The sequence below is a fragment of the Pedobacter sp. GR22-6 genome (assembly GCF_037402555.1).
Classification (GTDB): Bacteria; Bacteroidota; Bacteroidia; order Sphingobacteriales; family Sphingobacteriaceae; genus Pedobacter.
This window is the reverse complement of record NZ_JBBEUC010000004.1, coordinates 393569-419722: the sequence shown is the minus strand read 5'-3', so window position 1 is coordinate 419722 and position 26154 is coordinate 393569. Positions and strand designations below refer to the sequence as shown.

Annotated in this window: 17 protein-coding genes; 8 read left to right on the top strand and 9 right to left on the bottom strand. The window is 44.5% G+C overall.

Annotation, left to right across the window (positions count from 1 at the left end; translation table 11 throughout):
• Window positions 1-4: 4 nt before the first annotated feature.
• The 4 genes from WAE59_RS19865 to WAE59_RS19850 all read right to left on the bottom strand — a co-directional run bounded on the left by WAE59_RS19865 (window position 5) and on the right by WAE59_RS19850 (window position 5959).
• On the bottom strand, window positions 5-2068 hold the full coding sequence (locus tag WAE59_RS19865; RefSeq protein ID WP_337857732.1) for an arylsulfatase: 2064 nt from the start codon (window positions 2066-2068) through the stop codon (window positions 5-7).
• A gap of 81 nt (window positions 2069-2149) precedes the next feature.
• Window positions 2150-4345, bottom strand: coding sequence for a response regulator (locus WAE59_RS19860; protein ID WP_337857731.1), 2196 nt, complete (start codon window positions 4343-4345; stop codon window positions 2150-2152).
• A 4-nt stretch (window positions 4346-4349) separates the two neighbouring features.
• A complete protein-coding gene (locus WAE59_RS19855; protein WP_337857730.1) occupies window positions 4350-4964 on the bottom strand; it encodes a DUF6436 domain-containing protein in 615 nt (204 codons plus the stop codon).
• An 86-nt stretch (window positions 4965-5050) separates the two neighbouring features.
• The gene (locus tag WAE59_RS19850; protein WP_337857729.1) at window positions 5051-5959 is read right to left on the bottom strand and encodes a cation diffusion facilitator family transporter; all 909 of its coding nucleotides are present in this window, start codon (window positions 5957-5959) and stop codon (window positions 5051-5053) included.
• Between the two features lie 97 nt (window positions 5960-6056).
• Between WAE59_RS19850 and WAE59_RS19845 the strand changes: the two genes are divergently transcribed.
• Window positions 6057-6425, top strand: coding sequence for a phage holin family protein (locus tag WAE59_RS19845; RefSeq protein WP_337857728.1), 369 nt, complete (start codon window positions 6057-6059; stop codon window positions 6423-6425).
• Window positions 6426-6447: 22 nt separating this feature from the next.
• Window positions 6448-7230, top strand: a complete 783-nt coding sequence (locus tag WAE59_RS19840; protein WP_337857727.1) for a hypothetical protein — start codon at window positions 6448-6450, stop codon at window positions 7228-7230.
• Window positions 7231-7260: 30 nt separating this feature from the next.
• On the opposite strand, the gene WAE59_RS19835 is transcribed toward WAE59_RS19840, so the two are convergent.
• The 3 genes from WAE59_RS19835 to WAE59_RS19825 all read right to left on the bottom strand — a co-directional run bounded on the left by WAE59_RS19835 (window position 7261) and on the right by WAE59_RS19825 (window position 14047).
• Window positions 7261-10002: an MGH1-like glycoside hydrolase domain-containing protein gene (locus WAE59_RS19835; protein ID WP_337857726.1), complete on the bottom strand. Its 2742-nt coding sequence runs from the start codon at window positions 10000-10002 to the stop codon at window positions 7261-7263.
• Between the two features lie 83 nt (window positions 10003-10085).
• Window positions 10086-10859 carry a response regulator transcription factor gene (locus tag WAE59_RS19830; protein WP_337857725.1) on the bottom strand — a complete coding sequence of 258 codons (774 nt, stop codon included), beginning with the start codon at window positions 10857-10859 and terminating at the stop codon, window positions 10086-10088.
• A 2-nt stretch (window positions 10860-10861) separates the two neighbouring features.
• On the bottom strand, window positions 10862-14047 hold the full coding sequence (locus WAE59_RS19825) for a ligand-binding sensor domain-containing protein (protein ID WP_337857724.1): 3186 nt from the start codon (window positions 14045-14047) through the stop codon (window positions 10862-10864).
• A gap of 267 nt (window positions 14048-14314) precedes the next feature.
• Here WAE59_RS19825 and WAE59_RS19820 point away from each other — a divergent pair, with 267 nt between their 5' ends.
• The 5 genes from WAE59_RS19820 to WAE59_RS19800 all read left to right on the top strand — a co-directional run bounded on the left by WAE59_RS19820 (window position 14315) and on the right by WAE59_RS19800 (window position 23004).
• Window positions 14315-15883: a family 43 glycosylhydrolase gene (locus WAE59_RS19820; RefSeq protein ID WP_337857723.1), complete on the top strand. Its 1569-nt coding sequence runs from the start codon at window positions 14315-14317 to the stop codon at window positions 15881-15883.
• Window positions 15884-15987: 104 nt separating this feature from the next.
• Entirely contained in the window at window positions 15988-16578 is a 591-nt protein-coding gene (locus WAE59_RS19815) for an RNA polymerase sigma factor (protein ID WP_337857722.1), read from the top strand.
• Between the two features lie 88 nt (window positions 16579-16666).
• A complete protein-coding gene (locus WAE59_RS19810; RefSeq protein WP_337857721.1) occupies window positions 16667-17581 on the top strand; it encodes a FecR family protein in 915 nt (304 codons plus the stop codon).
• A 243-nt stretch (window positions 17582-17824) separates the two neighbouring features.
• Window positions 17825-21139 (top strand): SusC/RagA family TonB-linked outer membrane protein, encoded by a 3315-nt coding sequence (locus WAE59_RS19805; protein ID WP_337857720.1) that lies wholly within the window; start codon window positions 17825-17827, stop codon window positions 21137-21139.
• Window positions 21140-21150: 11 nt separating this feature from the next.
• The gene (locus WAE59_RS19800) at window positions 21151-23004 is read left to right on the top strand and encodes a RagB/SusD family nutrient uptake outer membrane protein (RefSeq protein WP_337857719.1); all 1854 of its coding nucleotides are present in this window, start codon (window positions 21151-21153) and stop codon (window positions 23002-23004) included.
• Window positions 23005-23106: 102 nt separating this feature from the next.
• Here WAE59_RS19800 and WAE59_RS19795 read toward each other — a convergent pair whose 3' ends face one another.
• Complete coding sequence (locus WAE59_RS19795; RefSeq protein ID WP_337857718.1) at window positions 23107-24081, bottom strand: phosphatidylinositol-specific phospholipase C; 975 nt, start codon at window positions 24079-24081, stop codon at window positions 23107-23109.
• A 113-nt stretch (window positions 24082-24194) separates the two neighbouring features.
• On the opposite strand from WAE59_RS19795, the gene WAE59_RS19790 reads away from it, so the two are divergent.
• A complete protein-coding gene (locus tag WAE59_RS19790) occupies window positions 24195-24929 on the top strand; it encodes an SRPBCC family protein (RefSeq protein WP_337857717.1) in 735 nt (244 codons plus the stop codon).
• A 55-nt stretch (window positions 24930-24984) separates the two neighbouring features.
• Here the strand turns inward: WAE59_RS19790 and WAE59_RS19785 are convergent, their stop codons facing one another.
• Window positions 24985-26097 (bottom strand): glycoside hydrolase family 88/105 protein, encoded by a 1113-nt coding sequence (locus WAE59_RS19785; protein ID WP_337857716.1) that lies wholly within the window; start codon window positions 26095-26097, stop codon window positions 24985-24987.
• Between the last annotated feature and the right edge of the window lie 57 nt (window positions 26098-26154).

Below are 26154 nucleotides of genomic sequence, written 5' to 3'. Positions count from 1 at the left end.
CGTGCTATTCATCTAAATGGAGTTTCAGGTCATCTACCCATACCGTTGCGGTCGAGGGAAGTTTCCCAAAATATAAACCGATCCGATAATTACCATCGGAAGGAATGGCGCTGGAGGAAAGGCTAATTGATTTCGCATCTTTACCTAATTCGAAAGGTTGATCGATGACTTTGTTGAAATCACCTCCTGCTTTTTCTAATCTGACCCAGATGGTGCAGTTTTGGTTTCCTTTCGCCTGAAGTGCAAGTGTAAATTGCTCTCCTTTCTTCGCTTGAAAAGGCCAGGCTAAAAATAATCCTGCAGGTTTTTCAGCTGGTCTGACCATGCTGATCTTAAGGGAATTTTTTCCAGTCATCACTCCGGTAGTATCAACTTCTGCACTCGCCTGTACGCCCTCGGCTTTATTGATGTTCCAGCCGCCAAGCAGATCGTCGAAATTACCATTAACGGTCCTTCTGTATTGCTGTATGCGTGCACCATAGCCCCGGGTGTTCATTGGGAATACTCCGATACGTTTAGCCCATTGCTGCCAGTCCTGGTACATTTGTTTTAAACGTTCAGGCTCCTTTTTAGAGCGGTCATTCATTTCGACAGGGTCTGTTTCGAGGTCATATAGGTGCAGGGTTTTGGGGTCAAAAGAGGCGTTTTCAGGTGTACTTGCCACCAATTTCCACTTTCCGTCCCTGAAAGCGATATTGGCCTCATGCTCCCAATAAATTTTCCCCCGGTTTAGCGTTTCTCCCTTAAACGCAGGAGTCATTGATTTCCCTTCCAGTGGTGTGATGTGATGGGTATTGAATACGGTGGGATAACTGGCCTTAGCCACCTCTACACAAGTAGCCATGATGTCGGTTAAATTACCATAGCCATTAACTAGGGAATTGTTGAGCTTGTGCTGAATCCCTGCTGGCCAATGGATGATCAGTGGTGTGGCAATGCCTCCTTCGTAGGTGTAATGCTTATATTCCTTAAAAGGAGTACTGCTCACATTGGCCCAGTTGATCCGATAGCTCTCAAATGTGTTTTCTTTGCCATTTACTTCTTTTGAGGTACCGCTGCTGACGAATTCTGCACAGGCACCATTATCACTCAGGAAAAATATCAGGGTATTTTCTAATTCACCTTCAGTTTTTAGCCTGGCAATGATTCTGCCTATGCCTTGATCCATAATGTCAATCTGGGCAGCATATATGGCCATTCTCATTGCCATTTCGTCTTTTCTGTTTTGTGGCAAATCTGCCCAGAACGGGATTTCCGGATCGCGTGGCGACATGCTGAGGTCTGCCGGAAAAAGCCCCATCTTACGCTGTCTTTCAAAACGTTCGGCACGCATTGCATCCCAACCTTTTTGGTATAACGCTTTATATTTGTCTATATCCTTTTGCAAGGCATGCAAAGGCCAGTGCGGAGCTGTATAGGCCACATACATGAACATTGGTTTTTCTGGTTGTTTCTTGAAATGTTCGTCAATAAATTTTACACTCGTATCGCTGATGGCATTCGTAAGGTAAAAATCTTTTGGCGCTTCATAGCGTTGATTATCGCTGTACAGCTCTGGAGTGTAATAATTTGCGCCTCCCGGAATGATGCCGAAGTAGCGGTTGAAACCACGTTGTTTTGGCCAGTTGTCTTTCACATTTCCATCGATCTTGCGTTCGTTCGTCAGGTGCCATTTACCGGTCATGTACGTATCATAGCCGCTTGCTCGTAATACCTCGGCAATGGTCACGCTGTTCGTATTCAGGTTCCCACTATATGCAGGACTGCCCATGTCTGCTGCGGCCATCCATCCCATGCCGGCCTGATGGGGATATAGACCAGTCATCAGCGATGCTCTTGTAGGACAGCATCGTGCTGCATTGTAGAACTGTTTGAATCGGATTCCTTTTGCGGCTAGGCCATCCAGATTTGGTGTTTTTACCTCTCCTCCATAACAACCGATATCTGAATAACCCATGTCGTCTGCCATGATCAGTATGATGTTTGGCTTTTTTTGCTGAGCGGAGGCCTGAATCTGAAGGATCAACAGGAGTGTCAGGCAGTATGCCGCAAATTTTTTATAGTTCATCCTTTAGGTGCTTACCGTTTACAATTGGTTGAAAAATGATTGGATCAAATTAAGCATTTGATCTCGTTTATAATAATCCAATTAGCTTCCTTCTGTCTCAAAATTGATTTGAAGTTCAGTAAGTTTTTTCATCAGTTCCTCTGGCTTGATTGGTTTGCTAATGAAATCATTCATGCCGGAACGGAGGCATTCATCCCGGTCTTCTTTAAGCGTATTTGCCGTGAGCGCCAGGATCACCGGTTGTTTGATGTGTAATTTTCTGATCCTGAGCGTAGCCTCCAGACCATCCATTTCAGGCATTTGGATGTCCATCAAAACGAGGTCGTAGTTTCTGGAAGATACCATCGCCACTGCCTCCAGCCCATGGTTTGCCAGATCTGCATGGTAACCCATTTTGGCGAGCATGTGCAGGATTACTTTTTGGTTCACGAGGTTGTCTTCGGCCACCAGGATATGCAAAGGGTAAGTCTGACTGAAATCCTGAGGGATTTTTTGCTGAACTGATGCTGGAGCAGCTAAGGTATATGCGTGTTGTGCTAAGCTGCGTAAAATATATTTGCTCAAGGCATATTGCTTGATCGGTTTGGTGAGGACATGGTCAAAAAGACCGGTTTTCTCCAGTTTCCGCTCATCTCCTATAGAACTTAGTAGAATGACAGGAATGCCGGGATGTGTTTTTCTGATTTCCCTGGTCAGTTCAATACCGTCGACGTTAGGCATCTGTGCATCTGTGATGATCAAATCGAAATCCGGCTGTTCCTTTAAGACTTTCAGACCTTCAATTGCAGATGCTGCGAGGACTGTCTGTAACTGCCAGTTAGTAAGTTGGGTTTCCAGTATTTGCCTGTTGGTATGGTTGTCGTCCACGACCAACACTTTTTTAGCACGATATGCAGAAAGATCATACTTGGTGTAGGGGGGCAATGTCCCGACTCCCGGTTTGGTTTGTATAGAGAAGGTGAAGACAGATCCTACATTTAATTTACTCCGGACCTTTATTTCTCCGCCCATCAACCTCACCAGCTTTTCCGTAATTACCAGACCCAGACCTGTGCCACCATATTTTCGGGTGGTAGATGAGTCGACCTGACTGAAAGCCTTAAACAGCCGGTCGTGTTGTTCCTGAGAAATGCCGATACCTGTATCATGCACGGAGAATTCCATTTTCAAACTGCCTTCGTTCTCAGCGTGTTTGCAGACCCTTAATATGACTTCACCTTTTTCCGTAAATTTAACTGAGTTCCCGATGAGATTGGTCAGCACTTGCTGCAGGCGCATTTTGTCACCCATTATTTGTTCTGGAATTCCAGGTTCCATGTCATAGGCCACTTCTATGCCTGATTCAGCGACCTTGGTACCAAAGATGTCCAGTACTTCCTCTATGCAAGAGCGTAAATTGAAGTCCTTTTCTTCTAACTCCATGCTGCCAGCCTCTATTTTAGAAAAATCAAGTATGTTGTTGATGACACTCATCAGATTGTCCCCGCAACTTACAATGGTATCTATATACATCCGCTGCTGCTCACTGAGTTCCGTTTCTGCCAGCAGGGCCGACATGCCAATGACCCCATTCATTGGGGTACGGATTTCATGGCTCATTGTAGCGAGGAAAACGCTTTTGGCCTGATTGGCCTGCTCTGCTTCTTGTCGGGATTGTTCTAACTGAGAATTGAAAGCGATCAACTCCTTGTTGATCTGCATGGTTACTGCCTGTCGAATCTGTTTTTCATTGGACTGGCGTAGCTGATAGGCCCATAATCCACTGACAAAAAATATGATTGCAGTCAGCAGCATATGGATGATCAGTGTTTGAAGATCGAAGGTATCCAGTTGAGTGAAATAGATATCCGGTATCCCGGAGTTTTGTAAATAGCCAAACAGCGTATGGTGGATGGCTACCACGATCAATATTGGGATTTGCAATTTCCAGTTCTGGTATGTAATGAGGATGGCACTGCCAATAAAAGCAAAAAAATGCATTTCAAACATGCCATGCATCTGGTAGAGGAACTGCGCCAGAAATAAGCCAAATATGGCGCTCAGTACATATTGATAAAGTGTAGAATTGGGATAAGCCCATTTGACACTGTAATAGGCCAGTAAACATAATCCGCTAATGCTGATGGCCAGTAACCAGGTATCGTAGAAGAAGGAGAAAATCATCCCGATAAATACGTAACCCATCAGGAAATAATCCATAAGCCTGTCAGAGCGCTTTTTCATTTCGGACAAGTGTTGGTCACGTTGCGCATTGTAGTTGAAATTGTATGCTGGCATAAGGCTAAAGTAGCGGTTGGTAAGGTGGGAGTCCGCATCCGTAAGCAATGGATGCTAAGGGGTTCCGCATTGATGATGGTTTATTTTGAAGCAAGTCTTCCAGTGCAAGGCGGGCAAACTCTGTTTCCTTCTTTGTACAATACCTGCTGGTATTGTAATTGCCCCTATAATACAACTGATGTTGCGGATCGATAATGACCGCCTGAGGTGTGGAATAAACCCCGCAAATTTTGGCAATGTCGGGATCACTGATCATCGGTATACTTGTTCCCAATAAATCTTCAGCTTTGAGGCGATCCCTTGCCTGGCTGCTTGGCAGTACGATGATAAACCGAACCAGCGATCCATATTTTGTATACAGTTGACGGAGGTGTTTTCTGTTGAATTTGGAACAGGGGCAATAAGGATTGAAGAAATGGAGCATGGTGGGCCGGTGGTCTGCAGTATCAAGAATTTTGCTAAGCTGTAGCGGTGTTCCAGTAGGTATTGCCCGGTAATTCTTGGGAACAGGAGTAGGGAGGTTATATACGTAATCCTGATACCAGAATATAGCAGATATAGCGCAGCCAATGGCCAATAGCCAAGCCAACACAAGAAATTTCTTTATTGAACCACGCATATTTAGAATAACCCCACGGCATCCTATACGTAATGAAAGTAAGGCTGGTTTTTCGATTGGTCAATGAATTAAAAAAATAAGGCGGCTCAGGACTGTTCACAGGATCTTGGTTGGATAATGACGTATTTGATAATCGCAGAATTTGATTGTATGGATTGTCTCAAACGTTCTATAGCGTCGGTAAGCCCTTTGGTATTCAGGTCGGCATTAAAAGCTATTGTTAGCATCAGCAGGACTTCTTTTGGAGATTGATAAGTAGAAAGGATATTGCTGACTTCGATCACATCCTCATCGGCTTCAATTAATTGCTTCAGCTTAACCTGAGTGTCCGGGCTGAGACCTTCGCCCATGAGTAGGCTCCTGCTTTCCCTGGCCAGTATAAACGAAACAAAAATGAGCAAGATGCCTACAAGTACGGAAGCAAGGCCATCTAAAAAGGGTAGGTTGAATTGATGGCTGAAAACCATAAAGATAAACACGATGATCAATCCCATCACAGCTGCGCCATCTTCAAACAAGACAAGAAAACCGGAGGGGTCTTTACTTTTGATGATCGCTTTCCACCAAGAGAGTCCATTTCTCGTTTTATTAAATTCTTTGATCGCGACCAGAAGTGAGGCACCTTCAAAAACAAATGACAGTGCTAAAACCGCATAATTCCAGCCTGGATCGATCAATACTTGCGGATGACGGATGTGTGCGATTCCCTGCGAAATGGAAACTACACCACCTAATCCAAAAATCATGATTGCCACAATAAAGGACCAAAAATAGAGTTCTTTCCCATATCCGAATGGTCTGTATTGATCCGGTGGTTTAACACTTCTTTTTAGCCCATACAGCAATAACAACTGATTGGTCGTATCTACAGATGAATGGATTCCTTCGGCGATCATCGAAGAGCTATTGGTGAAGGCACCAGCAATAAACTTGGTAACTGCAATCAGGAGATTGGCAGCTAAAGCGCTATATATAGATTTGTTTACTCTTGCCATACTGCTCAGCCTCTGCTGTAGATTTTTTATATACTTATGAAACTATAAACATTTTACAGATACAGTGGTTTAAAAAGTATACCAATATCATCACTATATGCAAAAAAATAGACCTAAAAGCCTTAATGTACTTTGGGAAGACTTTAAATCCTACCTGGATAACCGTTTGGAATTAATGAAGTTGACGGTTTTAAAAAAAGGATCGAAGCTAGCAGCAGACCTGGTCACAAACACCCTGGTACTATTTTGTCTGCTGATGGCTTTTCTAGGCTCTGCTGTTACCCTGGCATTTTATCTATCGCATCTTTTGGGAAGTTACAGCAGAGGTTTTGGCTGCGCTGCACTATTTTTCACATTGCTGGCTTTGCTGATTTCCTGGAAAAAGAACGCATTCGAGAGGTTTATTGCCGGCCTGGCTATCAGAAGGTATTTTGAAAAACACTGTGAAGAGGTAATGGAAGATTAGTTATTAATTTACATACGATCAGATGAAAACCATATTACCCACACTCAACGGCATCGCTTTAGTGTTTACTATAGTGATCAATTACCTTTCTAATTCCGGGATGCTTAATGGCAATACCATGAAGACCATGTCGGATAAATACTTTAATTATTTTACTCCTGCGGGTTATGCCTTCTCTATCTGGGGACTCATCTATCTGGGCCTGCTGGGCTTTGTAATCTATACAGGGCGTAGTATTTTTAGGAGAAAGCAAGTGGACCCCGTATTATCTGCGGTCGGCTGGTGGTTTGTATTGTCCTGCTGTGCCAATTCTTTTTGGGTCTTTGCCTGGTTATATGATTATACCGGGTTATCTGTGTTCATTATGCTCATTCTCCTGCTTTCCCTACTAAAAATCATCGTGAATACAAGGATGGAACTGGATGGTCAGCACTTTAAAAGGTACTTGTTCATTTACTGGCCATTTGCACTTTACTCCGGATGGATATCTGTAGCCTTGATTGCCAATATGGCCGCTTACCTGACCAAAATCAATTGGACTGGATGTGGGATTTCGGAGGCAGGCTGGACAGTCATGATGATTTGCATAGCGGGAATGATCAATATCATCATGATCATGACCCGAAACCTCCGCGAATATGGTATGGTTGGTATTTGGGCACTAGTAGCCATTGCGATATCCAATAGCCAGCATCAGGGACCTTCCAGCATTATCTATACCTGCTATGGTGTCGCGGTTGCTGTATTTGCTTTTGTGATAGTCAGCGGGTTAAAGAACAGTAGTGCTTCTTTAGACCGTATGTAATTGAGAAAATTCAGCTTCTTCCACAACTGATTAAAATGAACCTTTTGCTTTTATCTGCAGTTTCCCACTTTGGTTAGTGGCGGGCAGGGTTAGGCAAATCAGGCCAGGATAAGGTTGCTGTACATTTATGGGCTTTCCTGCGAAAAAGGCTTCATAACTGTTATCTGGGTTAAGACACACTATTAGACTTCGGGGGTGGGCTATGGTTGCTTTGTCAAAGCTGAGCGCTGCTTCATAGGTGGAAAGATCCTTATCGAAACTGCCGCCTTCTTGCCAGATTTCAAAGCCAGTAGTAACCGTTCCCTGCTGATAACAGGCATTAAACCAACTCAGGACGGGAGTGGACAATCCGGAAAATTGATGCCAACCCGCTCCGCGGCCACTATCAGAAAGGAAATGTTCAAATGTATAGTAAGAGTTGCTGGTTTCTTTTTCAAAGACATCTAAACCTTTTTGTGCGATTTTCATGGCCAGTTCCGGTTTGCCCAGGTCAAGCATGGTTTTCCACATAAACCATTGGTGCGGCATCCAGACAGAACCGTTCCAATAGCCGTCATTCTGATAGTAAGGAGCAGACTGGTCTACTACGCCGATTCCACTTGGTGTCCACATGTGCTTTTCTGAAAATATCTTTTCAATAAGCAGGTCTTGCTGCTCAGCAGTACAAATGCCCGAAAACAGCGGGTATGCACCGTCAAGTCCCATATTGTAGTCACTGCCATCAGCATAGTTGAAAGGACCTGCAGGATTGCCGGTTGCATCATGACGTACGTAGCTGAAATAACCACTTTTGGGATTCCATGAATATTTTTGCAGCGCCTCGGTAAAGATGCTGATATCGTTATCATAGGCTTTCACATCACTTCGTTTTCCGGTTTGTTCAGCAACCAGGCGTAAGATCTTGGCAAAGCGGATACACTGAGCCGTAGTAATTACTGGACTCACGCTGGACTCCAGTCTTTGTCGGTGTACGCCTACCTGGGCAGGATAATCGTCCCATCCTCCGGAATTGTAGAAATAATCCCAGGTCTTAAGCAGATTGGATGGAAGTGCACGAGTTGAAGAACTACCGAGTTTGCCAGAGAGGAAGCTGTAATATTGTTTAAGCCGGGGATAGAAATAATCCAGAAGGGGCTTTGAGTGTGTTTTATTCCAAAGGTCCATGAAGGCATAGACCTGCACCGGGACAGGGGAGCCATGGTGGATGAATGCAGATTGGCTCCCGGGTGATGTAGTATAGGCATTGATGCATTCAATGGCACGGTTGATGTCCGTTTCATTAAGCCCCAGTGCAATAAATCCCGAGTCCCAGGTGTATAAACTGTTCCACCATTTGCCCGGCGTAAAATGCCGTATGTAATTTCTTTGCGTATAAATGGGGTAAACGATATTCTCCATCAATGCGGCCTTTAGCATCTTCTGGCTGAACTGGTAAGGAAGGCCCGCGGGCAATATTTTATCGGCTGAGGTTGCTGGTTCAGGAACTTTTTTTAGTTGTTCGAAGTTCTGCAATGTGGCATTGACTTGGGCTGCATTGTCCCCATGACTGATGAGGCAATGGAAGACTTTTTCTGTTCCAGCGGCCAATTGTATAGGCCTGATGAAGACGTTTTCAAAATGACCTTTCCCATTTCCGTTGAGGATGCTGTCTACGTGATTATGCACCATTTTTCTAAAGTAGACGTCAAGTTCGTCATTCCGTACTTCCCGGATTTTAAATAAGGCATCATCCCATGCTAATCCATAATAACCCGGCACATCGCGGTAGCGCAGCAAAACCTGACGCTTTTTGGGGCTGCCCAATATTTCTGGCTGCGCTTGTTTATTGTTGTCTGTCAGCGCAAATTTTTCACCCTTGGATCCGCTGAAGAGTAAGCCGTTGAGCTCAATGCCATCGCCAGCCTTAGCGCGCAGACTGATACTGGAAGTACCTTTCGGATCGAATGGAACTTCCAGGGTAGCTAATTTTCCATTTCCTTTTAAAGTAATTTCCTCATTTTCGGCACCTGATAAGCGGAAACTTGTTGATGTATTTTCCGCTGCCCGATATATCAGTGTCAGGTAGCCCTTTTTTACTGACTTTGGAAGTGTATAACTTACTTCATCACCACTTGCACGGCCAAATCTATTGCTAAGGGCTGAGCCATCAAGGTAATCGGCGCTGCGTACTTCAGCTTTCATTAGCCCGTCTGTCACGAGGTTATCTTTGGGGTTCGGTGTTGCAAAGTCCAAAGATGTATAGTCTACGGCATTGATCCAAGTACTGCCAGCTGGTATTTGCAGTTTCTTTTGCGGCCAGATCTCCGGATAGGCTATCCAGCTCATCAGGTTGAGTACCAGATTTTGCGGCAATTTCGTACGGTTCACACATTTGATGGTAGCCATTACACTATTTCGGTCTAACACCCTGTAATTGACATCTACATAAACCTGGTCCTTCCATTCCAGTTCATACCGGTAACTGTATTGCTGGGATTTCGGATCTATGGTCCAGGGGAAATACCCGGATTCGAACAGTACATTTGGGATAAGCACTTTGTTGCGGTAGTAGCCCGGCATTACAGAAAAGTCGAAGCGCAAACCCGAGGGCATATCCGGAATGTGCGAGATGCCCGCATATTGCTTGGAATAAGGACCCCAGTCGCCTACCTGTACATCATGCGATCTATCCAGAGCCTGAAGCATTTTTGCACTGATGTCAAATTGCTGCGCAGCACATAGATTTCCGAATAAGGTTGCGGCAATCGTGCCAAGGAGAATGCGTATCTTCATTATAGTCAGGACATACTTGGTGAGCAGGATCATTCATTTATCCCGAGCAATAATGACCAAAATTTTTATAATCTGCAACTTCTTTATTGGATGTCGTTTTTACACAAAGAATCGATATATTCCATTGGACTGAGGTTGAAATATCTTTGAAAATTTTTGTTGAAAAGACTTTGACTGCTATATCCAACCATTTTGGCAATTTCAAACAGTGTGAATTCATTTTGAGCAATGAGTCGTGTAGCTTTTTTAAGCCGGGTGATGTCTATCAGCTCCTTGGGCGACAGGGAGGATAGAGATTTTATTTTTCGGTAGAAGGTTGGCCTGCTCATGTGCATGTGTTCCGCAAGCTGGTCTATATCAATATTGGGATCTTTGATGTTCTTGCGGATGTACTCATCCAGTTTCTTCAGAAAAGCCTCATCAGTCTTAGAATGTGCCATTACGCGTACATCTTCAAAGGGCGAGCTGGCAAAATGTGTTTTTATCTTCACGCGGTTCTTCAACAGGTTAGCGATTTGCAACTGGAGTAGTTCGGGAGAAAAAGGCTTTTGGATATATACATCTGCACCAACCTCCAGGCTGTCTATGTGCGCTTTGTAAGTATTTTTGGAGGTAAGCAGTACAACCGGGATGTGACAGTATTCCACGTTGGATTTTACCAATGCACACAATTCAAATCCATCTATGCCAGGCATCATAATGTCGGAGATGATCAGGTCTATGATTTCACGGTCCAAGATTTCCTGGGCAATTTCACCATTTCCTGCGAGGTGCAACTGATAAGTTTCACCAAGCACTTCGGATAAAAAATCCAGGATGTCCTCGTTGTCGTCTATAATTAGAATACTATCGCTCATACTTATTTTATCTTTTTCCAGCTACTTAGTTTAAATTCATATGCCTGATGTACAGGTAAAGTTAACTCGAAAATTACCATGTTACTAGGGTCACTTAACAATTTTAGGGAGCCATTGTGTAATTCAGTCAGAGACTTAGCAAGAGGTAGTCCGATGCCTGTTCCAGGTTGATCGGAGTTTTGCAGGCGAAAGAAGGGCTCAAATATCTTCGTCCTGAATTCATAAGGTATGCCTTTGCCGTCATTGATGAACCTGATGTTGACCTGCTCAGTCTCGGAATTCAACGGTTCCAAAACTATTCTTGAGCTACTTGCGGCATATTTGATGGCATTTGATATCAGGTTGCTGCAGATTTTTATCAGCGCTTCCCTGTCTGCATAAAGGATGATGGTTTCTGCAGGAACTTCCAGTTCCAGTGTGAGGTTTCTTCTCTCGGCTTCGGGCCGGAAAAGGTTAATTTGTTCTCTCAGTAAGTGCTGGATGTCTACATTTACAAAGCTTAAGCCAAACTGGTGCATTTCTGTCTTACGAAAATCGAGCAACTGACTCGTCAGCTCGGCCAGACGTTTTGCATTCTTTTCTACCATGAACAGGCTCTTTTGCAGACCTGGCTGTTCTGATTTCTTGATCATACGTTCCACAGGCCCAAGGATCAGTGTGAGGGGAGTCTGGATTTCATGCGCAATATTGGTGAAGAACTCAATTTTTGCCTGATAAATCTCCTTTTCTTTTTCGTTTTCAAAGCGTTGCAATTTATTCAGGTTCTTTCGCTCCAGGTATCGGTGGTAATATCGAAAACAGGCGTAGATGACCGCAGCCCCTAGAAAAAAGTAGATTAAATAGGCGATTTGACTTTTCCAAAATGGCGGCAGTACCTTAATGAAAAGTCGACGTTCATTGCCGGTCCAGCTGTCTACATTGCTTTTGGCCCTGACTATAAAGGTGTAGTTACCAGCCGGTAAACCGGTAAAGTATGCTTTGCGGTTGCTGCTAAGATAGGTCTTGCTTTCATTGAGACCCTCCATCATAAACTCGTACCGGGTCACCTCGGGAGAAGAAAAATTGAGTGCAGCGAATTCAATGCTCAAATTGTTTTGATCGTGAGCGAGTAGCACGCTGTCTGTATATACGATGGAGCGGCGAAGCGGACTGTTCCCGCTACCTGGTGCCAATTCTTTGTTATTGATCTGAAATCCGGTGATGTAAGTGGCAGGCCCGGTCTCTTTCAGCTCAAATTCTTTTGGATGAAAGGCAATTAGACCTTTCACAGATCCGAAATACATTTTTCCTTGCGGATCTTTATAGGCCGAATTGAAATTAAACTGATCAGTAATCAATCCGTTGGACTGCGTATATACTTTAAATCTCTCAGTTTGCATATCGAAACATATGAGTCCTTTGAGTGAGCTAATCCAAAGCCGCTTAGCATCGTCTTCCAAAACTCGAAACACCACATTGGTGGGAAAACCTGTTTCAGTTGTGAACTTTTTGATGCGCTTTCTGTCTGGACTCATCCTGATCAGTCCACCGCCTTCTGTAGTGAACCACAGGCTGCGGTCGCTGGTTTCCTGAATCCCATAGACCGCAAACTCATTGCTGACTTTTCCATTGATCGTATCTCCAAATCGAATATTGCCCTGTTTCCGGGTCTTTGGGTTGTAATAAAATGCTCCACTGGATACACTTCCCGTCCAAATGTTGCCATCTTGATCTTCTGAGATGGCAAATACATAAGAATTGTAAGGAATCTGCTTAATGCGGCTGAATGTTTTGAGTTTTCTATCGTATGTGAAAAGACCTGAACCAGTATACGCTGTACCAATGAGCAAGGTGCTATCCCTCGTTAGGTAAATACTAAGCACAAAATCACTGGCCCGATCATTTTCATCACCAATGAATTTGAAGCGCTCAGTTATCCGCCCGTTGCGCATGTCCATTATTTCCAGCCCATTTAGAAATGGTCCCAAAAACAACTGGTTATCCAGCGCAAGCAGGCCGTGAATATTTGGGTAGGATACATCACCTTTTTTTCCAGTGGCTGTATAATTGATGAATTTTCCTGTTTTCGGATTGAATTGGTTGACTCCTGCATCTTCGGTTCCAATCCAGAGGTTGCCCTTATTGTCTGCACAGATTTCCCGCACCGCATCTCCTGATATGGAATTGCTGCCCGGCATATGGTAGTATTTCTCAAATCTTGCGTTTTCTTTCGAGTAGTAGTTTAGCCCACCAAAGAAAGTTCCTACCCACATTCCGCCTCGTCGGTCTTTGCACAATGAATAAACCGCATTATCTGCAAGGGCATAAGGGTCACCGGAGCGTTTGCGCAAATTCCGACTGGTGTTGCTGGTCAAATCGTAAATAAAAATGCCGGATTCTGTTCCTATCCAATATTCCTGATCATAACCGGCAACGATATCACGTACATAGATATTTGTCTTTCCACTGTTGAGCATCGGCAGGGAGCGAATCTTTCCGCTTTTTAGATGGCAACTCTTGAGCCCTTGCTTGAAACAGCCAATAAGTAGTTCACCGCTGGCCGTAGGATATAATTTGCTGATGGAACGTAGATTTTTCGGTATCGCCTCATCTATGATGCGAATTTTTCTTGTCTTTTTATGCTTCAGGCTGTGGCAATGGAGCATACCGTCATCGTCACCAATCCACAGATTGGCATCGCTATCCAGCGCCATGCAGCTTGCCTGGGTATTTAGGTCTAGTAATTTATCTTGTTTATAGAGGTGTAAATAGAGCTTCCTGTCGGCGATGACATAGACGTTATTTTCCTGATCCGTTAACACTTGGTTGATATAGGTTTCAGGTAGGCCCTTCAGGGGAGTAAAGATCTCCAGGTAGGGATTGTAGCTGAAGAGTCCCTTGCCAGTTCCGATCCAGAGCACTTTGTTTGGGGACTCTATCATGTCAATGATCACATTGTTCCCGATGTTCCCAAACTTACTTTTTTTGTTTTTGAAGGGCTTAAAGGTGTAGCCATCGAACCGGCTTAGTCCGCCACGTGAGCCGATCCACATCAGTCCCTTGTGGTCTTGCAGGATGGCCGTAACGGAATTGTGTGGCAGGCCGTTGTCTGTCTGGTAATGTTTGAAATAATACGATTGCCCTATGCAGTTTGCCATTGCAAAAAGCACAATCATTTGGAGGATTGCAAATGAATACAGGGATTTCATAATTTGGTTTCCTCAAATATATACAAAAACCCTGTTTTCACGATTCCTTACTGGAAAGGCCTTTCTATTTGAAGACTATGTCTCGTTTATCCATTTGATACATAGGGGTTTATTGCTCGTGTTTTGAGACGTTTCGACAAAAAAATGAACAAAACATGAAGTCGCCATTGCTTTACTTTGGAATACAACTAACCAAATTTTAAACCCTGCTACAATTTCCCCCGGCATTGAACATGCCTTTGTAGCATACAAAAACTCCCTTATTTTATGCATTTTAACTCATTTAAAAATCTGACTGCAGCCTTGATCTTATTGGTTACGGCCTGTCAGAAAGAAAGCCCACAAGGAGCGGCCGAAACGGGCGGATCAACGAACCGCGAAAACGTAACGATCAGTGCCGCACCTCCGCTGGGCACATTGATCGATGGTGCGACCTACCGCATCAGAGGTATCTCTTCCAACTTCATTGGTGGGCCTGTAGTGGAGGTTACGGGTAATTCCACTGCGGAAGCTGCAAAAATCCAACAGTGGCCCTGGTTTCCGAATGGCGGGCAAAAATGGAAATTGATAAAAATTGATGCCACGTATTATAAGTTGATTAATGTAACCAGCAATAAATGTCTGGAATCTCCCTCTGCAACATCAGGAGAGATTCTGCAGCAAGCTACAGATGATGGCAGTGATGCACAGGCCTGGTCAATCACTTATTCTGGCAGCAACAATGTGTTTTCGCTCACAAACAAAGCTACGGGTATGAAAATGGTGGTAGATCCGGAAAACAGCACCAATGGAACCAAGATCCGCCAAAAAACTACAGTTTCAGGAACGCAGGATTTATTTAATTTCCACAACGTCAATTTTCAAAATCCAGTAATCAACGCCAGCAGGCCGGACCCTTATGTGGCGGAAAAGGATGGTTACTATTATTTCATGTATACCAGGGGCAGTAATATCGGACTGAGAAAGACAACTTCCATGTCCTTATTGTCTACTGCAACTGAAACTGTCGTCTGGACCCCGCCTTCCGGAACTGCTTATTCTTCTAACATATGGGCCCCTGAACTGCATTTCCTTTCTGGAAAATGGTACATTTATTTCGCGGCAAATGATGGAACAGGAGATACGCACCGCATGTACGTATTGGAAAATTCCAATGCAGACCCAACTACAGGAACCTGGACCTTTAAAGGGAAGATTTTTGATTCCAGCGATCAATGGGCAATCGACGGCTCAATCCTCACCATAGGCAGTACGAATTATTTCATCTGGTCGGGATGGGAGAGTACTGCCAGCAGGTATAAACAATACCTATACCTAGCTACAATGTCAAATCCATGGACGATCAGCGGACCGCGGATCAAAATATCCTCACCTACCAATACCTGGGAGAAACATGAACCATCATCAATAGGTGCCGGTGTCAACGAAGGGCCAATTATGCTGCAGAAAGATGCCAGTAGTCCGGTATTCATCATCTACTCGGCCAGCCGCTACAGTAGTGATAATTATTGCCTGGCACAGATACAGTTGAGGAGTGGTGGTGATCCGACGGTGGTTGCCGATTGGATCAATAAGAAGCAGGTATTCGTGAGGAATGATGCCAATTCTGTTTACGGTCCAGGACACAACGGGTTTTTCACCAGCAGTTACACAGATCCCAATGGTGTGACGAAGAAAGAAAATTGGTTTATCTACCATGCGCGCAGTGTAGCAGCCACAACCAATGGCGCAAGGTCTCCGAGAATGCAAAAGCTCAGTTGGAATACCGACGGATCACCGAATTTTGGTGTCGCCTCGGCAACGGGTATCGATTTTCCTATCCCTGTAGGGGAATAAGAATAAATGAACTCCTGTTCCGTGACAGGAGTTCATTTATTTCTGCATATTGCTGGTGTTTAAAAAATGATATATTTGTGTAACACTTATTCTTTATTGCTTTTATGCAGACAAAGCAGGTTTCATTATGGACAGATGAGCAATTGCTTGATCAGATCAAGCTCGGCGACGAAGCTGCTTTTCAGCGCATCTACCATAAGTATGTAGCAAAACTTTATGCATCTGCTTATAATCTGCTTAGGGATCAGACAGCCTGTGAAGAAATCGTACAGGAATTGTTTATTCAGCTTTGGGTAAAAAGACATCAATTGGAAGTGGACAATTTAAATGCTTATTTATACACTGCCACCAGAAATCGGGTTTTGATGGGCTTACGTGCTAAAAAGATTGAGCTAGACAACGCTGCACTGGATTTTTTAGAATCTCATTATTCTGCTGATGGCTTGATCATGGAGAAACAATTGAATCAGGAGATAGATGAGGCAATCCAGGAATTGCCGGAAAAGTGCAGGGAAGTCTTTATTCTTAGCAGGAAGCAGCAGCTCTCTAACCGGGAGATCGCCGAATTGATGAACATCTCGGTAAAGACCGTCGAAAATCAAATTACCAAGGCACTGCAAAAGCTTCGGGGCTCACTCAAGCATTACGTATGGATCGTCGCAATTTGCCCAGCCCTGATGAAGTATTTCCTGTAGAAGTTACTGGGCATTATTTTTTTTGAAAAAAATCCTTGTCACATAGGGGGTGTTGTCTTTTTTTGCATCATACAGATAACAACCAAATATGAACTTATCCAAAAAGACAACGGAGCAGATCTCCAGGTATTACGATGATCTAGAAAAGGGCGAAAAAACGCTTGGTCCTGAAATGTCTGAAAGCCTTCAGGAAGAGGTAATTTATGATCGGGTACTGTCGGGTGTCGCCAGATACGAACAGCGTAAAGGCTCCTGGAAGCGGTTTATAGGCGTCGCTTCTGTTATTTTGCTCATGGCGAGTATATCCCTTATTTTTTATAGACAACGATTCAAACAGTCAGCGGAAGAAATCCCTGCAGTCATGCAAACTGCCGTTGCTGCCCGTGGACGTGTTTTACAACTCAGCCTTGCAGATGGTACGGAGATTTGGTTGAACTCGGGAAGTAAGCTGACTTATCCGAAAACTTTTACTGGTCAGCGAAGAGCAGTCACGCTGGAAGGTGAAGCCTATTTCCAGGTGGCACACGATGCTTCGAGGCCATTCCTGATTCGTTCGGAGCGGGTGGTTACACGGGTTTTGGGAACGAGTTTCAGTATCAAAGCCTATAAAGAGGATAGAAGTATTCGTGTCGCCGTGCTGACGGGAAAGGTTAGGGTCAGCATGCCTACTCCCAAGGGCATGGACTCAGTGGCGCTTACAGCCCATGAACTCGTCACTTTCAACAAGGCTAAGCAAACCATCCGCGTAGGTGATGTGGCAAATACCGCGCACCTGATCTCCTGGCGGGAAGGCCGGCTACATTATGACGAAGTACCGCTAAGATCGGTAATTGCCGACCTGCAACGTAAATACGACGTTGAGATTGAAGCCTCTCCTGAATTACAAAGACGAAGGATTACTGCCGATTTTCGCGAAGAGAGTATAAAAAAAGTGATGATTGTTCTGTCTGAAATGACCAGCAGCAAGGTGATCAAAACTGAGAAAGGCTATCTGCTACACTAACACACAAGCCAATATAAATTAAATTCTTAACCAAATAAACAATCTTGTATGACTTAAACACCTACACAAACTAAAAACCCTGCCCTAAGAAGGACAGGGAGTAATTAAGTAAGCCCAATACCAAATTTGCCTGCGACGTCGAAATCATACCGCAAATAGGGCAGTTTTCTTACCATTAATCCCAACTAAATTATGGAAAAATCTCTATACGAGCATAGAGTAATTCAATGTGTTTTATTATTTATGAAATATACTGTTGCTGTCATAGTATTGCTTTGCGGTCTTTTCACAGTCGCATCAGCCACTCACACCTATGGACAGAAGATATTAGAGAACCAGGTAAACATCAACCTGAAGAACGTGAGTTTGAAGCGGGCGATCGATCAGGTTGCCCAGAAAGCAGGAGCTAAAATCGCTTATCAGGATGGTGTGATCGATCCCAGCCTGGTAGTTGACCTGGACTTCAATGGCGTAAGACTAGGTACAGTATTGGAAAAAGTGCTGTTCCCGAATGACATCAATTTTTCAGTTGTAGACAATGTGGTGATCCTCAAAAGATCTGCTAAGAGCAAGTTCAGGAATAAGGTCATCAAAGGTATGGTCGTAGACTCTGCCGGAGTTCCCCTTCCAGGTGTTTCGCTATATGTTAAAAATATGCGAAATGTGGGAACCACAACTGATGTAGACGGAAAGTACCTGATCAGCATTCCTGATGATGCGAAAACGCTGGTGTTTAGCTTTGTGGGTTTCGTTGCTCAGGAAGTGACCGTTGGCAGCAATACCACCATCAACGTGATCTTGAAGGAAGTTAAAGCTGACCTGAGCGAAGTGGTAGTGGTTGCTTACGGAACACAAAAGAAAACCAATGTGACCGGATCAGTATCCTCAGTGGGGACGGCAGATCTGTTGCGCACACCCACAGCAAGTTTGACCAACAGTTTGGCAGGTCGTTTACCGGGTTTGAGTACAATACAAAATAGTGGAAATCCTGGAGCCGATGGTTCTGTGCTAAATATCCGCGGTTTTGGAACCTATCAGGGAAAAGATCCGCTGGTTCTGGTAGATGGAATAGAAAATGCAATAGACCGGATCGATGCCAATGAAGTAGAATCGGTAAGTATTCTGAAAGATGCTGCGGCCACAGCGGTATTTGGTATGAAAGGTGCAAACGGGGTATTGTTGGTGACCACCAAACGGGGGCAGGCCGGGAAGCCTGTAGTGTCGTTGACTTCACAAATGGCCATACAAGATCCAGTAAGGATTCCTGATTATTTAGATTCTTATGATGCATTGACCTTATTTAGGGAGGCACTCAATAACGATAAGTTGAACGCGAACTTATACACGGATGAATACATCGCTAAATTCAGAGACCGTAGCAACCCCACCTATCAATACCTGTATCCAAATGTAGACTGGCATAACGAACTCTTAAAGCCGAATTCGTTGATGAATCAGACCAACTTGAACGTGAGTGGTGGTTCTGCTACAGCGAGGTATTTTGTATCCATGTCTTATCTGGGGCAGGACGGTTTGTACAAGTATGATGACCTCAACGATTACAACATCAACGCGTATATGAATAAGTACAACTTCAGGACCAATGTGGATGTGAACATCACGAAACACCTGAGTATGGAGATCAATCTCGCGAATGTGGTACGTCAACGCAATTATCCTAATGAAGATACCAATGCGTTCTGGGGTGAGTTGAGAAATACACCTCCATACCTGTATCCCCTAACAAATCCCAATGGTTCGGTACCACAACAGCGTAATATGCCACCAAATCCTTATGGCCGACTTACGCAGTATGGTTACAAGCGCAATTTTGAGAACACCCTGGCCGCTATAGGAGGTTTTACCTTGCAAATGCCATTTGTAACGCAGGGCTTGAGCTTCAGGACCCGTTTTGCTTTCGATGCGCAAAGTTTCCGCGACATCACTCGTCAACGTAATTATTCGACATACCGTTTCACCATTGACGAAAATGAAACAGACCTGAGTAAAGGCAAATATGAAGAGATGAGTACCGGAAATGGACTGCTGGGTTTTGCGGTAAGCTCTAATGCGAGTCGTAAATCTACCTATGAGGCTTATTTGAATTATGACCGCACATTTGCGTCCAAACACGCGGTTACCAGTATGATCCGTTACAATCAAACCCAGAGCTTTACCGATGCCGGTGATGCCATTGGTGCATTACCGTTTAAGCAGTTGGGCTTAGTAGGTCGGGTAAACTATTCCTATGACCGTAGATATGTAATCGGCTTTGATGCGGGTTACAACGGTTCGGAAAATTTCCAGGCAGGCCGTCGGATGGGTTTCTTTCCTGCAGTTTCTGCATCATGGATAGTGTCCAATGAATCTTTCCTGAAAGGAGTAGATATGATCAATCTCTTGAAATTCAGGGCTTCAATTGGTACAGTTGGGGTCGATAACAGTGTAGGTAGATTCGCTTATCTGAGCACCTGGACAAGTGGTGGAGGTAATGGTTACCGCTTTGGAAGAGAAGCAGATGGCGACAACTTCAATAGTGCGCAAGAAAGTGCTTCTGGTAATGAATTCCTCACTTGGGAAAGAGCCAGAAAAACCAATATTGGGTTAGACCTGGAGTTATTCAAGCAAATCATTGTTTTCACAGCCGATGTATTTCAGGAGAAGCGTACCCAAATCCTGACAGAGGCAAAGATCATTCCTGAACTGACAGGGGTGCAAAACATGCCTGCGATCAATGCCGGTATAGTTAATAACAAAGGTTTCGAAACAGAACTCACCTGGAGAAAGAAGATGGGGAGAAGTTCAGTGATGTTGCGCGGCTCGTATTCCTACGCGACCAACAGGATAGTCTACGCTGCAGAGCCGAACTATGCTTTGGCTTACCGTGGTATGAAGGGTACGCAGATCTATGAAGTTCAGGGTCTTACAGCATTGGGCCTATTTGCCGATCAGGCAGATATAGACAACAGCCCTGTGCAGCAATTTGGTGCAGTACGTCCGGGAGATATTAAGTACCTCGACAGAAATGGTGATGGTGTGATCAATACACAGGATGAAGGTTACCTTGGCAGAATTGCCCGTCCGAAATCCATTGTTGGCCTTACTGCGGCCTTTAATTTTAGGCAATTCGATTTCAACATATTATTTCAGGGTGCCTATGGTGGTACGAGATGGCTGGAAGGTACTTCCGCATGGGCTTTCTCTTCTAACAGTTCTATTCTGGCAGATTACATGGATAAACGCTGGACAGAGGCGAATCCAGATCCAAATGCCAGCTATCCGAAATTGAGCTCATCGAATAATGTCAACAACAATAGAAGGTCCACGTTCTGGCTGCGTTCTTCGAACTATATGCGGTTGAAAAATATTGAATTTGGCTATACCCTTCCTAAAAACTGGGTACAGAGGATCAGATTGAGTAATGTAAGGGTTTTTGCCAATGGTTTGAACTTATATACCTGGGATAAATTGAAAATCTTCGATCCGGAGACTTCGGACAGTTTTGGAAACTATCCGCAGCAGAGAGTAATGAATTTTGGTATAAACGTATCGATGTAAAAGAAATGACTATGAAAGCAATACATATATTCCTGATGGCAGGGCTGCTGATGCTTACTGCTTCCTGCAAGAAATACCTGGACGTTGTTCCTTCAGAATATGCGACAGATAAAGATATCTTTGGCAATATCAATTTAAGTGAAGAGGCGCTTGCACGGCTGTACAATGCGCTTCCCAATGATCTGGGATCAAACATCACCGCCTACACAGATGAAAGCTATCACCATTGGTTCGATAATGGTGGTGCTATCGATGCTTACAAATACAATTTAGGTAGTTGGAGTGTAAATGATAACCCTGCGGGAAACTGGTCGGGGAAATACCAGGACATCAGAAGGGCAAATATCTTCATTGACAGAATAGATGCTGTGCCGGTTCCTTTGGACAGGGTGGAGTTTTATAACATCTGGAAGCCGCGCTATAAGGCAGAGGCCAGATTCATCAGAGCAGAGTTTTATTTTGAACTTTTTAAAAGATATGGCGCAGTGCCGCTCATGACCAGTGCTCAGGACATAGATCCATCTGATCTCGGAAACACATTATTGTTTCGGAATTCAGTAGATGAGGTGGTCAATTTTATTGTTGCTGAATGTAATGCGATCGTAGCCGATCTGCCTTTGAGTCATGACAACGCCCAAATCGGTAGAATCACAAAGGGCGCAGCACTGGCATTGAAGTCGAGGACACTTCTGTACGCGGCAAGTCCCTTATTCAATGGAAATCCCTTGTACGCCAACATCAAAAACTCAGATGGAAAGGCACTGTTTAGCGCTACTTACGATAAAGAGAAATGGAAGAAAGCGGCAGATGCTGCGAAGGAAGTGATAGACCTGGGAATCTATTCGCTATACAATCCATTTCCTAATAATCCTGTCCAGAACTATGCTGCTCAGTTTTACACCAGGGATTACAATGAAACCATTTTACCTAGAATCATAGGAAATGGAACCGGTTACGATGGCGACATCCTCCCCAATGGCCCTCCATTTAAAGGAAGCGGGAAATTAACGCCACTGGTGGAATTGGTAGATGCTTATGAAATGAATAACGGCTACCCAATTGGCGAAAATGGCTCCGGCTACGTAATTTCAGGTACATGGAGTGGACAACTTTGGGACGGGCTGAAGTTTCAGAATGTAACTAATATTTCCAATATGTATAAAAACAGGGATCCGAGGTTCTATGCTTCGATCTTCTTCCAATACTCACAATGGCGCTTTGATGCCACCAAACGACCGATCAAATTGGCCTGGTGGGGTGCTGGTAATGGGCAAACGGATGGCTGGGCAACTGGCAAAGCCGGCACAAATCCCTGGGGACACAATGTGCGTAAGTTTTTGAGCCCGGACTATGACAGAAATGCAAATACAGGTACTGCCAGGCGCAATTTCCCAATTTTCAGGCTGGCAGAAATCTACCTTAATTATGCCGAGGCAATGAACGAATACCTGGATCAACCTGATAGCAGGGTTTATGAGTACCTGAACCTGGTGAGACGCAGAGTTGCCATGCCTGTACTCCCAATCCTTGCCTCAGACAACACGAAAGAAGGCATGCGCAAGAGATTGCAAAATGAAAGGCGTGTGGAGTTTGCTTTCGAGGGCAGCCGTTTCTGGGATGTCAGGAGGTGGCTAATTGCCAAGACTGTAGATAATGCCGCGGTTCACGTGCTGAATGCAAGACCTTCAGTGGATGAATTGACTGCAACCGGCTTGAATGTGAGCAGCGAAGCTGCTGGAGTTGCCGTGTTGTACAAACCTGTAATCATCCAGACCCGTGTTTTCGCAGATAAGCATTACCTGATGCCTATTCCTCAAAATGAAATAGACAAAGATCCTAATCTGGTTCAGAATTACGGCTGGTAGTAAGAATTTTTAACTTCAAATATAAGCCCCGGTCTCAAAAAGGCCGGGGCTTATTGTTAAAGATTGATTTTATCAATTCAATGAAGTGATCCTGAACCAAATTTAAAAATTCGTATTTGCTACAAGCTGACTTCTTGCAGCATCGACAAAATCGAGTATGATCACGCCATATTTTCCGCTGGTATGGTTGTTGAAAAAGGTCGTTACTTTGGGATTAATGAAATTGGCTACGGTATTGATGTTTGGAATTCCAAAGATGCCAGCTTTGTATCCACTGCAAAAATTCAGATATAACCTGTTGGAGCTATCATTATGCGCATCATTCAACTGGTTTTCTACACTTGTCCATTTTGTATTTACATCATTCACGTTGTAGAAATCCTGGACTTTTAAATTTGCTGCAGCATTATTAATGCTGAATGTGGTGTTGTCTGCCCAGTTGGTTGCATCTATTCCCTTCGGACTGCCTGTACCAAATCTACGCAATAGCTTGATCTTTCCACGGACAGTTCCTAGGTTCGGAATCCCCGTCCCCAGGTCCCATTTGGAACTGTTTTGAGCAACGTAGCTGTCAAAGGTCTGTTCGAAACTACGCGTATTGTTGGATGGAGTGTGTTCCTCTTTCACACTCATAATGATGCTTTCTGAAGGATTGCTGTTCAAAAAGCTGATGCAGGCATTAAGTACATCATTAAAGTTGAGGTTCTGGTAAATGGCGCCATGGTGAATCGCAAAGGAGTTGTCGATGTGTCTGCAGCGGATATCCAGAAACCGGACCCCGGCCGAAAGCTGATCGGCGACGGAAAGGTTTTGACATTTTGCAGTTCCCGATACAGGTTCCGTTCTGGCTCCAGAATCGTGTGTCCCGGGAATCGAAAGTTGTGCTATGCTGACGTTGTCGGGAAGGGCAGCCATCCAGTTGTTCAGCGCATAATTGGGAGGAATAGCTCCTGCCAGTGCAGTTTCGGTCCTGCGTTCCTGGTTTTGTAGTGTGTCGGTGATTTCCTGTTCCTTGCAGGATGCAATGGCTAATGCTGCGACCATTAATAATGGGAGTCTTAGTCTTGATGTTTTCATGCTAACTCGTTTTAGGGATGAATATTTGGTTGATTATCAGTTTGAATATAAAACTTTTTATTGAAAACTCAATGCTGATCTGCTTGTTCAATAAGAAAGAGAAAGCAGTACATATGGAAACTAAAATCACAGATCGCATCATAGCAGGGGCAAAGCAGTTAAGCTTTAGTCCTACAGGGAAAGAAAATATTGACCAGGGAGAACGGATCTTTTCTGCTCTTGCAGGGGGCTGGTTGCTGTATAAGAGTTTGAAGAACCTTGGTAAGCACCCCTTACTGGGATTTCAGGGGGCTGCAGCTGCGGGACTTCTCCTGTATCGCGGTGCCACTGGAGTTTGTCCGTTATATGATCGTTTGTCCATTGATCACTCGGACATCAGGGCGATCAGCATTACGGAAGATATTGTGGTCAATGCTTCCAAAGACAAGGTCTACAGTTTCTGGAGGGACTTATCCAACCTGCCTAAGTTCATGACACACCTGAAAAGTGTAGAGGAGCTGGATGCCGGGGTTTCTCTGTGGTCGGCCAATACACCTGGAGGACTCTTTGATCTGGACTGGAATGCGGAAATCACGAGGGAGGAAGAAGGCGAATATCTGGGCTGGCAATCCTTGTCTGGCTCTATGATCGATAATGCTGGAAAGGTCGAATTCCGGGACTCCCTCAATGGATTGGGAACTGAGATCCATATTGAAATTGAATATTTTGCGCCAGCAGGAAGCCTTGGAAGGGGAGTGGCGAGCCTGTTCAATGGTTTGTTTGAAAAAATGATCCGTGAAGATATTCAGCGCTTTAAGGTTTATACTGAAGAGGCTGATTTCAAGGCTTACGCGGGCATCAACTTGTAATTAAAAAAGGGCTGGCCGAAAAAGCCAATTTCGGCAGCCCTTAATGTGTTTATAGCTACCGGCTTACCTTTTCCAAAAGGGCATATACACACCACAAGTAAGGCGATTGGCCGTGGTAGTCACCCACATGGCGCGGACGGTCATAATAGTATTGCTTGTCGTTTTTCTTGTTAGTGCCTACACATACTTCTGTTACTGCGCCTTTCTCATTGATGTATGGGATCATGGCCAGCCAGGCTTTACGGGCAACGGGGGCATATTCCCTGGCATCCAGCCAACCGTGTTTCACGCCGGTGATCAGGGCGTAGGCAAACATGGCAGAACCGGAGGTTTCTGCCCAACATTCCGGATCGTCGATCAGCTGGTTCCACATCCCGGCTGGTGTCTGGTAGTTTTTCAGGCTTTTCATCATGGTCTGATAACCCTTAAGGATACGAGGACGGTCTTTATTGTCCTTAGGAAGGTAACGGAGCAGTTCGCTCATCCCTGCTGCCATCCAGCCATTTCCTCTTCCCCAATAAAACGGAACATCCGGTGCATGGTAAAATAGACCATTGGGACGTTGCAATTCATCCAGGTAGAGCACCATCTCCCTGGCGGCCCTGTCGATGTATTTTCTGTCTTTACTTACCTTATATGCCTGGGTCTGTACAATAGTGATCATGTACATGTCGTCTATCCACAGGCGTGTTTGCCAGGAATAACCCTTATCTGCCCATTCCTTTTCTTTTTCATTCGCTTTATCCGGGAGGATCCATTGGGTATCCGCATAAGGCATACCCAATTCCAGGTAGCGCTTTTCCTTCGTTACCTGGTACAGTTGCAGGGGCAAGCTACCAAACATATTCAGGTCCACATGGTTCATGATCGGCAGCAGTGCCTTTTCCGTGGTAAACAGCGGTTCAAATCGATCTTGCAGGCGTTTCACCAATACCTGGTCATTTGTGATCTCCGCAAATTTAAGTGCGCCGTTCCAGTTGAACGTTTCCGGATAGCTGATCCATTTACCGGCATGCAGCATGTGCTTACCCTCCAGAAAGCGATAAGCCAGTTTTTTTCCTACCTCTTCCGGTCTGGATCCATTTGGAAAATCAGTCAGTAACTTGTTTTGGGCAAACAATAGTTCGCATGGTAACAACAACAGGAGCGTAAATAGTTTTTTGTACATAGGTGTTAGTTGATATTTGGCTAATAACACCGCAAATTAACGGCATTGAAACTTTAG

What these genes read in the sequence shown, in the direction of transcription:
- WAE59_RS19865 (WP_337857732.1), bottom strand. Translation starts at nt 2,068, where the DNA reads ATGAACTATAAAAAATTTGCGGCATACTGCCTGACACTCCTGTTGATC.
- WAE59_RS19860 (WP_337857731.1), bottom strand. Translation starts at nt 4,345, where the DNA reads ATGCCAGCATACAATTTCAACTACAATGCGCAACGTGACCAACACTTG.
- WAE59_RS19855 (WP_337857730.1), bottom strand. Translation starts at nt 4,964, where the DNA reads ATGCGTGGTTCAATAAAGAAATTTCTTGTGTTGGCTTGGCTATTGGCC.
- WAE59_RS19850 (WP_337857729.1), bottom strand. Translation starts at nt 5,959, where the DNA reads ATGGCAAGAGTAAACAAATCTATATATAGCGCTTTAGCTGCCAATCTC.
- WAE59_RS19845 (WP_337857728.1), top strand. Translation starts at nt 6,057, where the DNA reads ATGCAAAAAAATAGACCTAAAAGCCTTAATGTACTTTGGGAAGACTTT.
- WAE59_RS19840 (WP_337857727.1), top strand. Translation starts at nt 6,448, where the DNA reads ATGAAAACCATATTACCCACACTCAACGGCATCGCTTTAGTGTTTACT.
- WAE59_RS19835 (WP_337857726.1), bottom strand. Translation starts at nt 10,002, where the DNA reads ATGAAGATACGCATTCTCCTTGGCACGATTGCCGCAACCTTATTCGGA.
- WAE59_RS19830 (WP_337857725.1), bottom strand. Translation starts at nt 10,859, where the DNA reads ATGAGCGATAGTATTCTAATTATAGACGACAACGAGGACATCCTGGAT.
- WAE59_RS19825 (WP_337857724.1), bottom strand. Translation starts at nt 14,047, where the DNA reads ATGAAATCCCTGTATTCATTTGCAATCCTCCAAATGATTGTGCTTTTT.
- WAE59_RS19820 (WP_337857723.1), top strand. Translation starts at nt 14,315, where the DNA reads ATGCATTTTAACTCATTTAAAAATCTGACTGCAGCCTTGATCTTATTG.
- WAE59_RS19815 (WP_337857722.1), top strand. Translation starts at nt 15,988, where the DNA reads ATGCAGACAAAGCAGGTTTCATTATGGACAGATGAGCAATTGCTTGAT.
- WAE59_RS19810 (WP_337857721.1), top strand. Translation starts at nt 16,667, where the DNA reads ATGAACTTATCCAAAAAGACAACGGAGCAGATCTCCAGGTATTACGAT.
- WAE59_RS19805 (WP_337857720.1), top strand. Translation starts at nt 17,825, where the DNA reads ATGAAATATACTGTTGCTGTCATAGTATTGCTTTGCGGTCTTTTCACA.
- WAE59_RS19800 (WP_337857719.1), top strand. Translation starts at nt 21,151, where the DNA reads ATGAAAGCAATACATATATTCCTGATGGCAGGGCTGCTGATGCTTACT.
- WAE59_RS19795 (WP_337857718.1), bottom strand. Translation starts at nt 24,081, where the DNA reads ATGAAAACATCAAGACTAAGACTCCCATTATTAATGGTCGCAGCATTA.
- WAE59_RS19790 (WP_337857717.1), top strand. Translation starts at nt 24,195, where the DNA reads ATGGAAACTAAAATCACAGATCGCATCATAGCAGGGGCAAAGCAGTTA.
- WAE59_RS19785 (WP_337857716.1), bottom strand. Translation starts at nt 26,097, where the DNA reads ATGTACAAAAAACTATTTACGCTCCTGTTGTTGTTACCATGCGAACTA.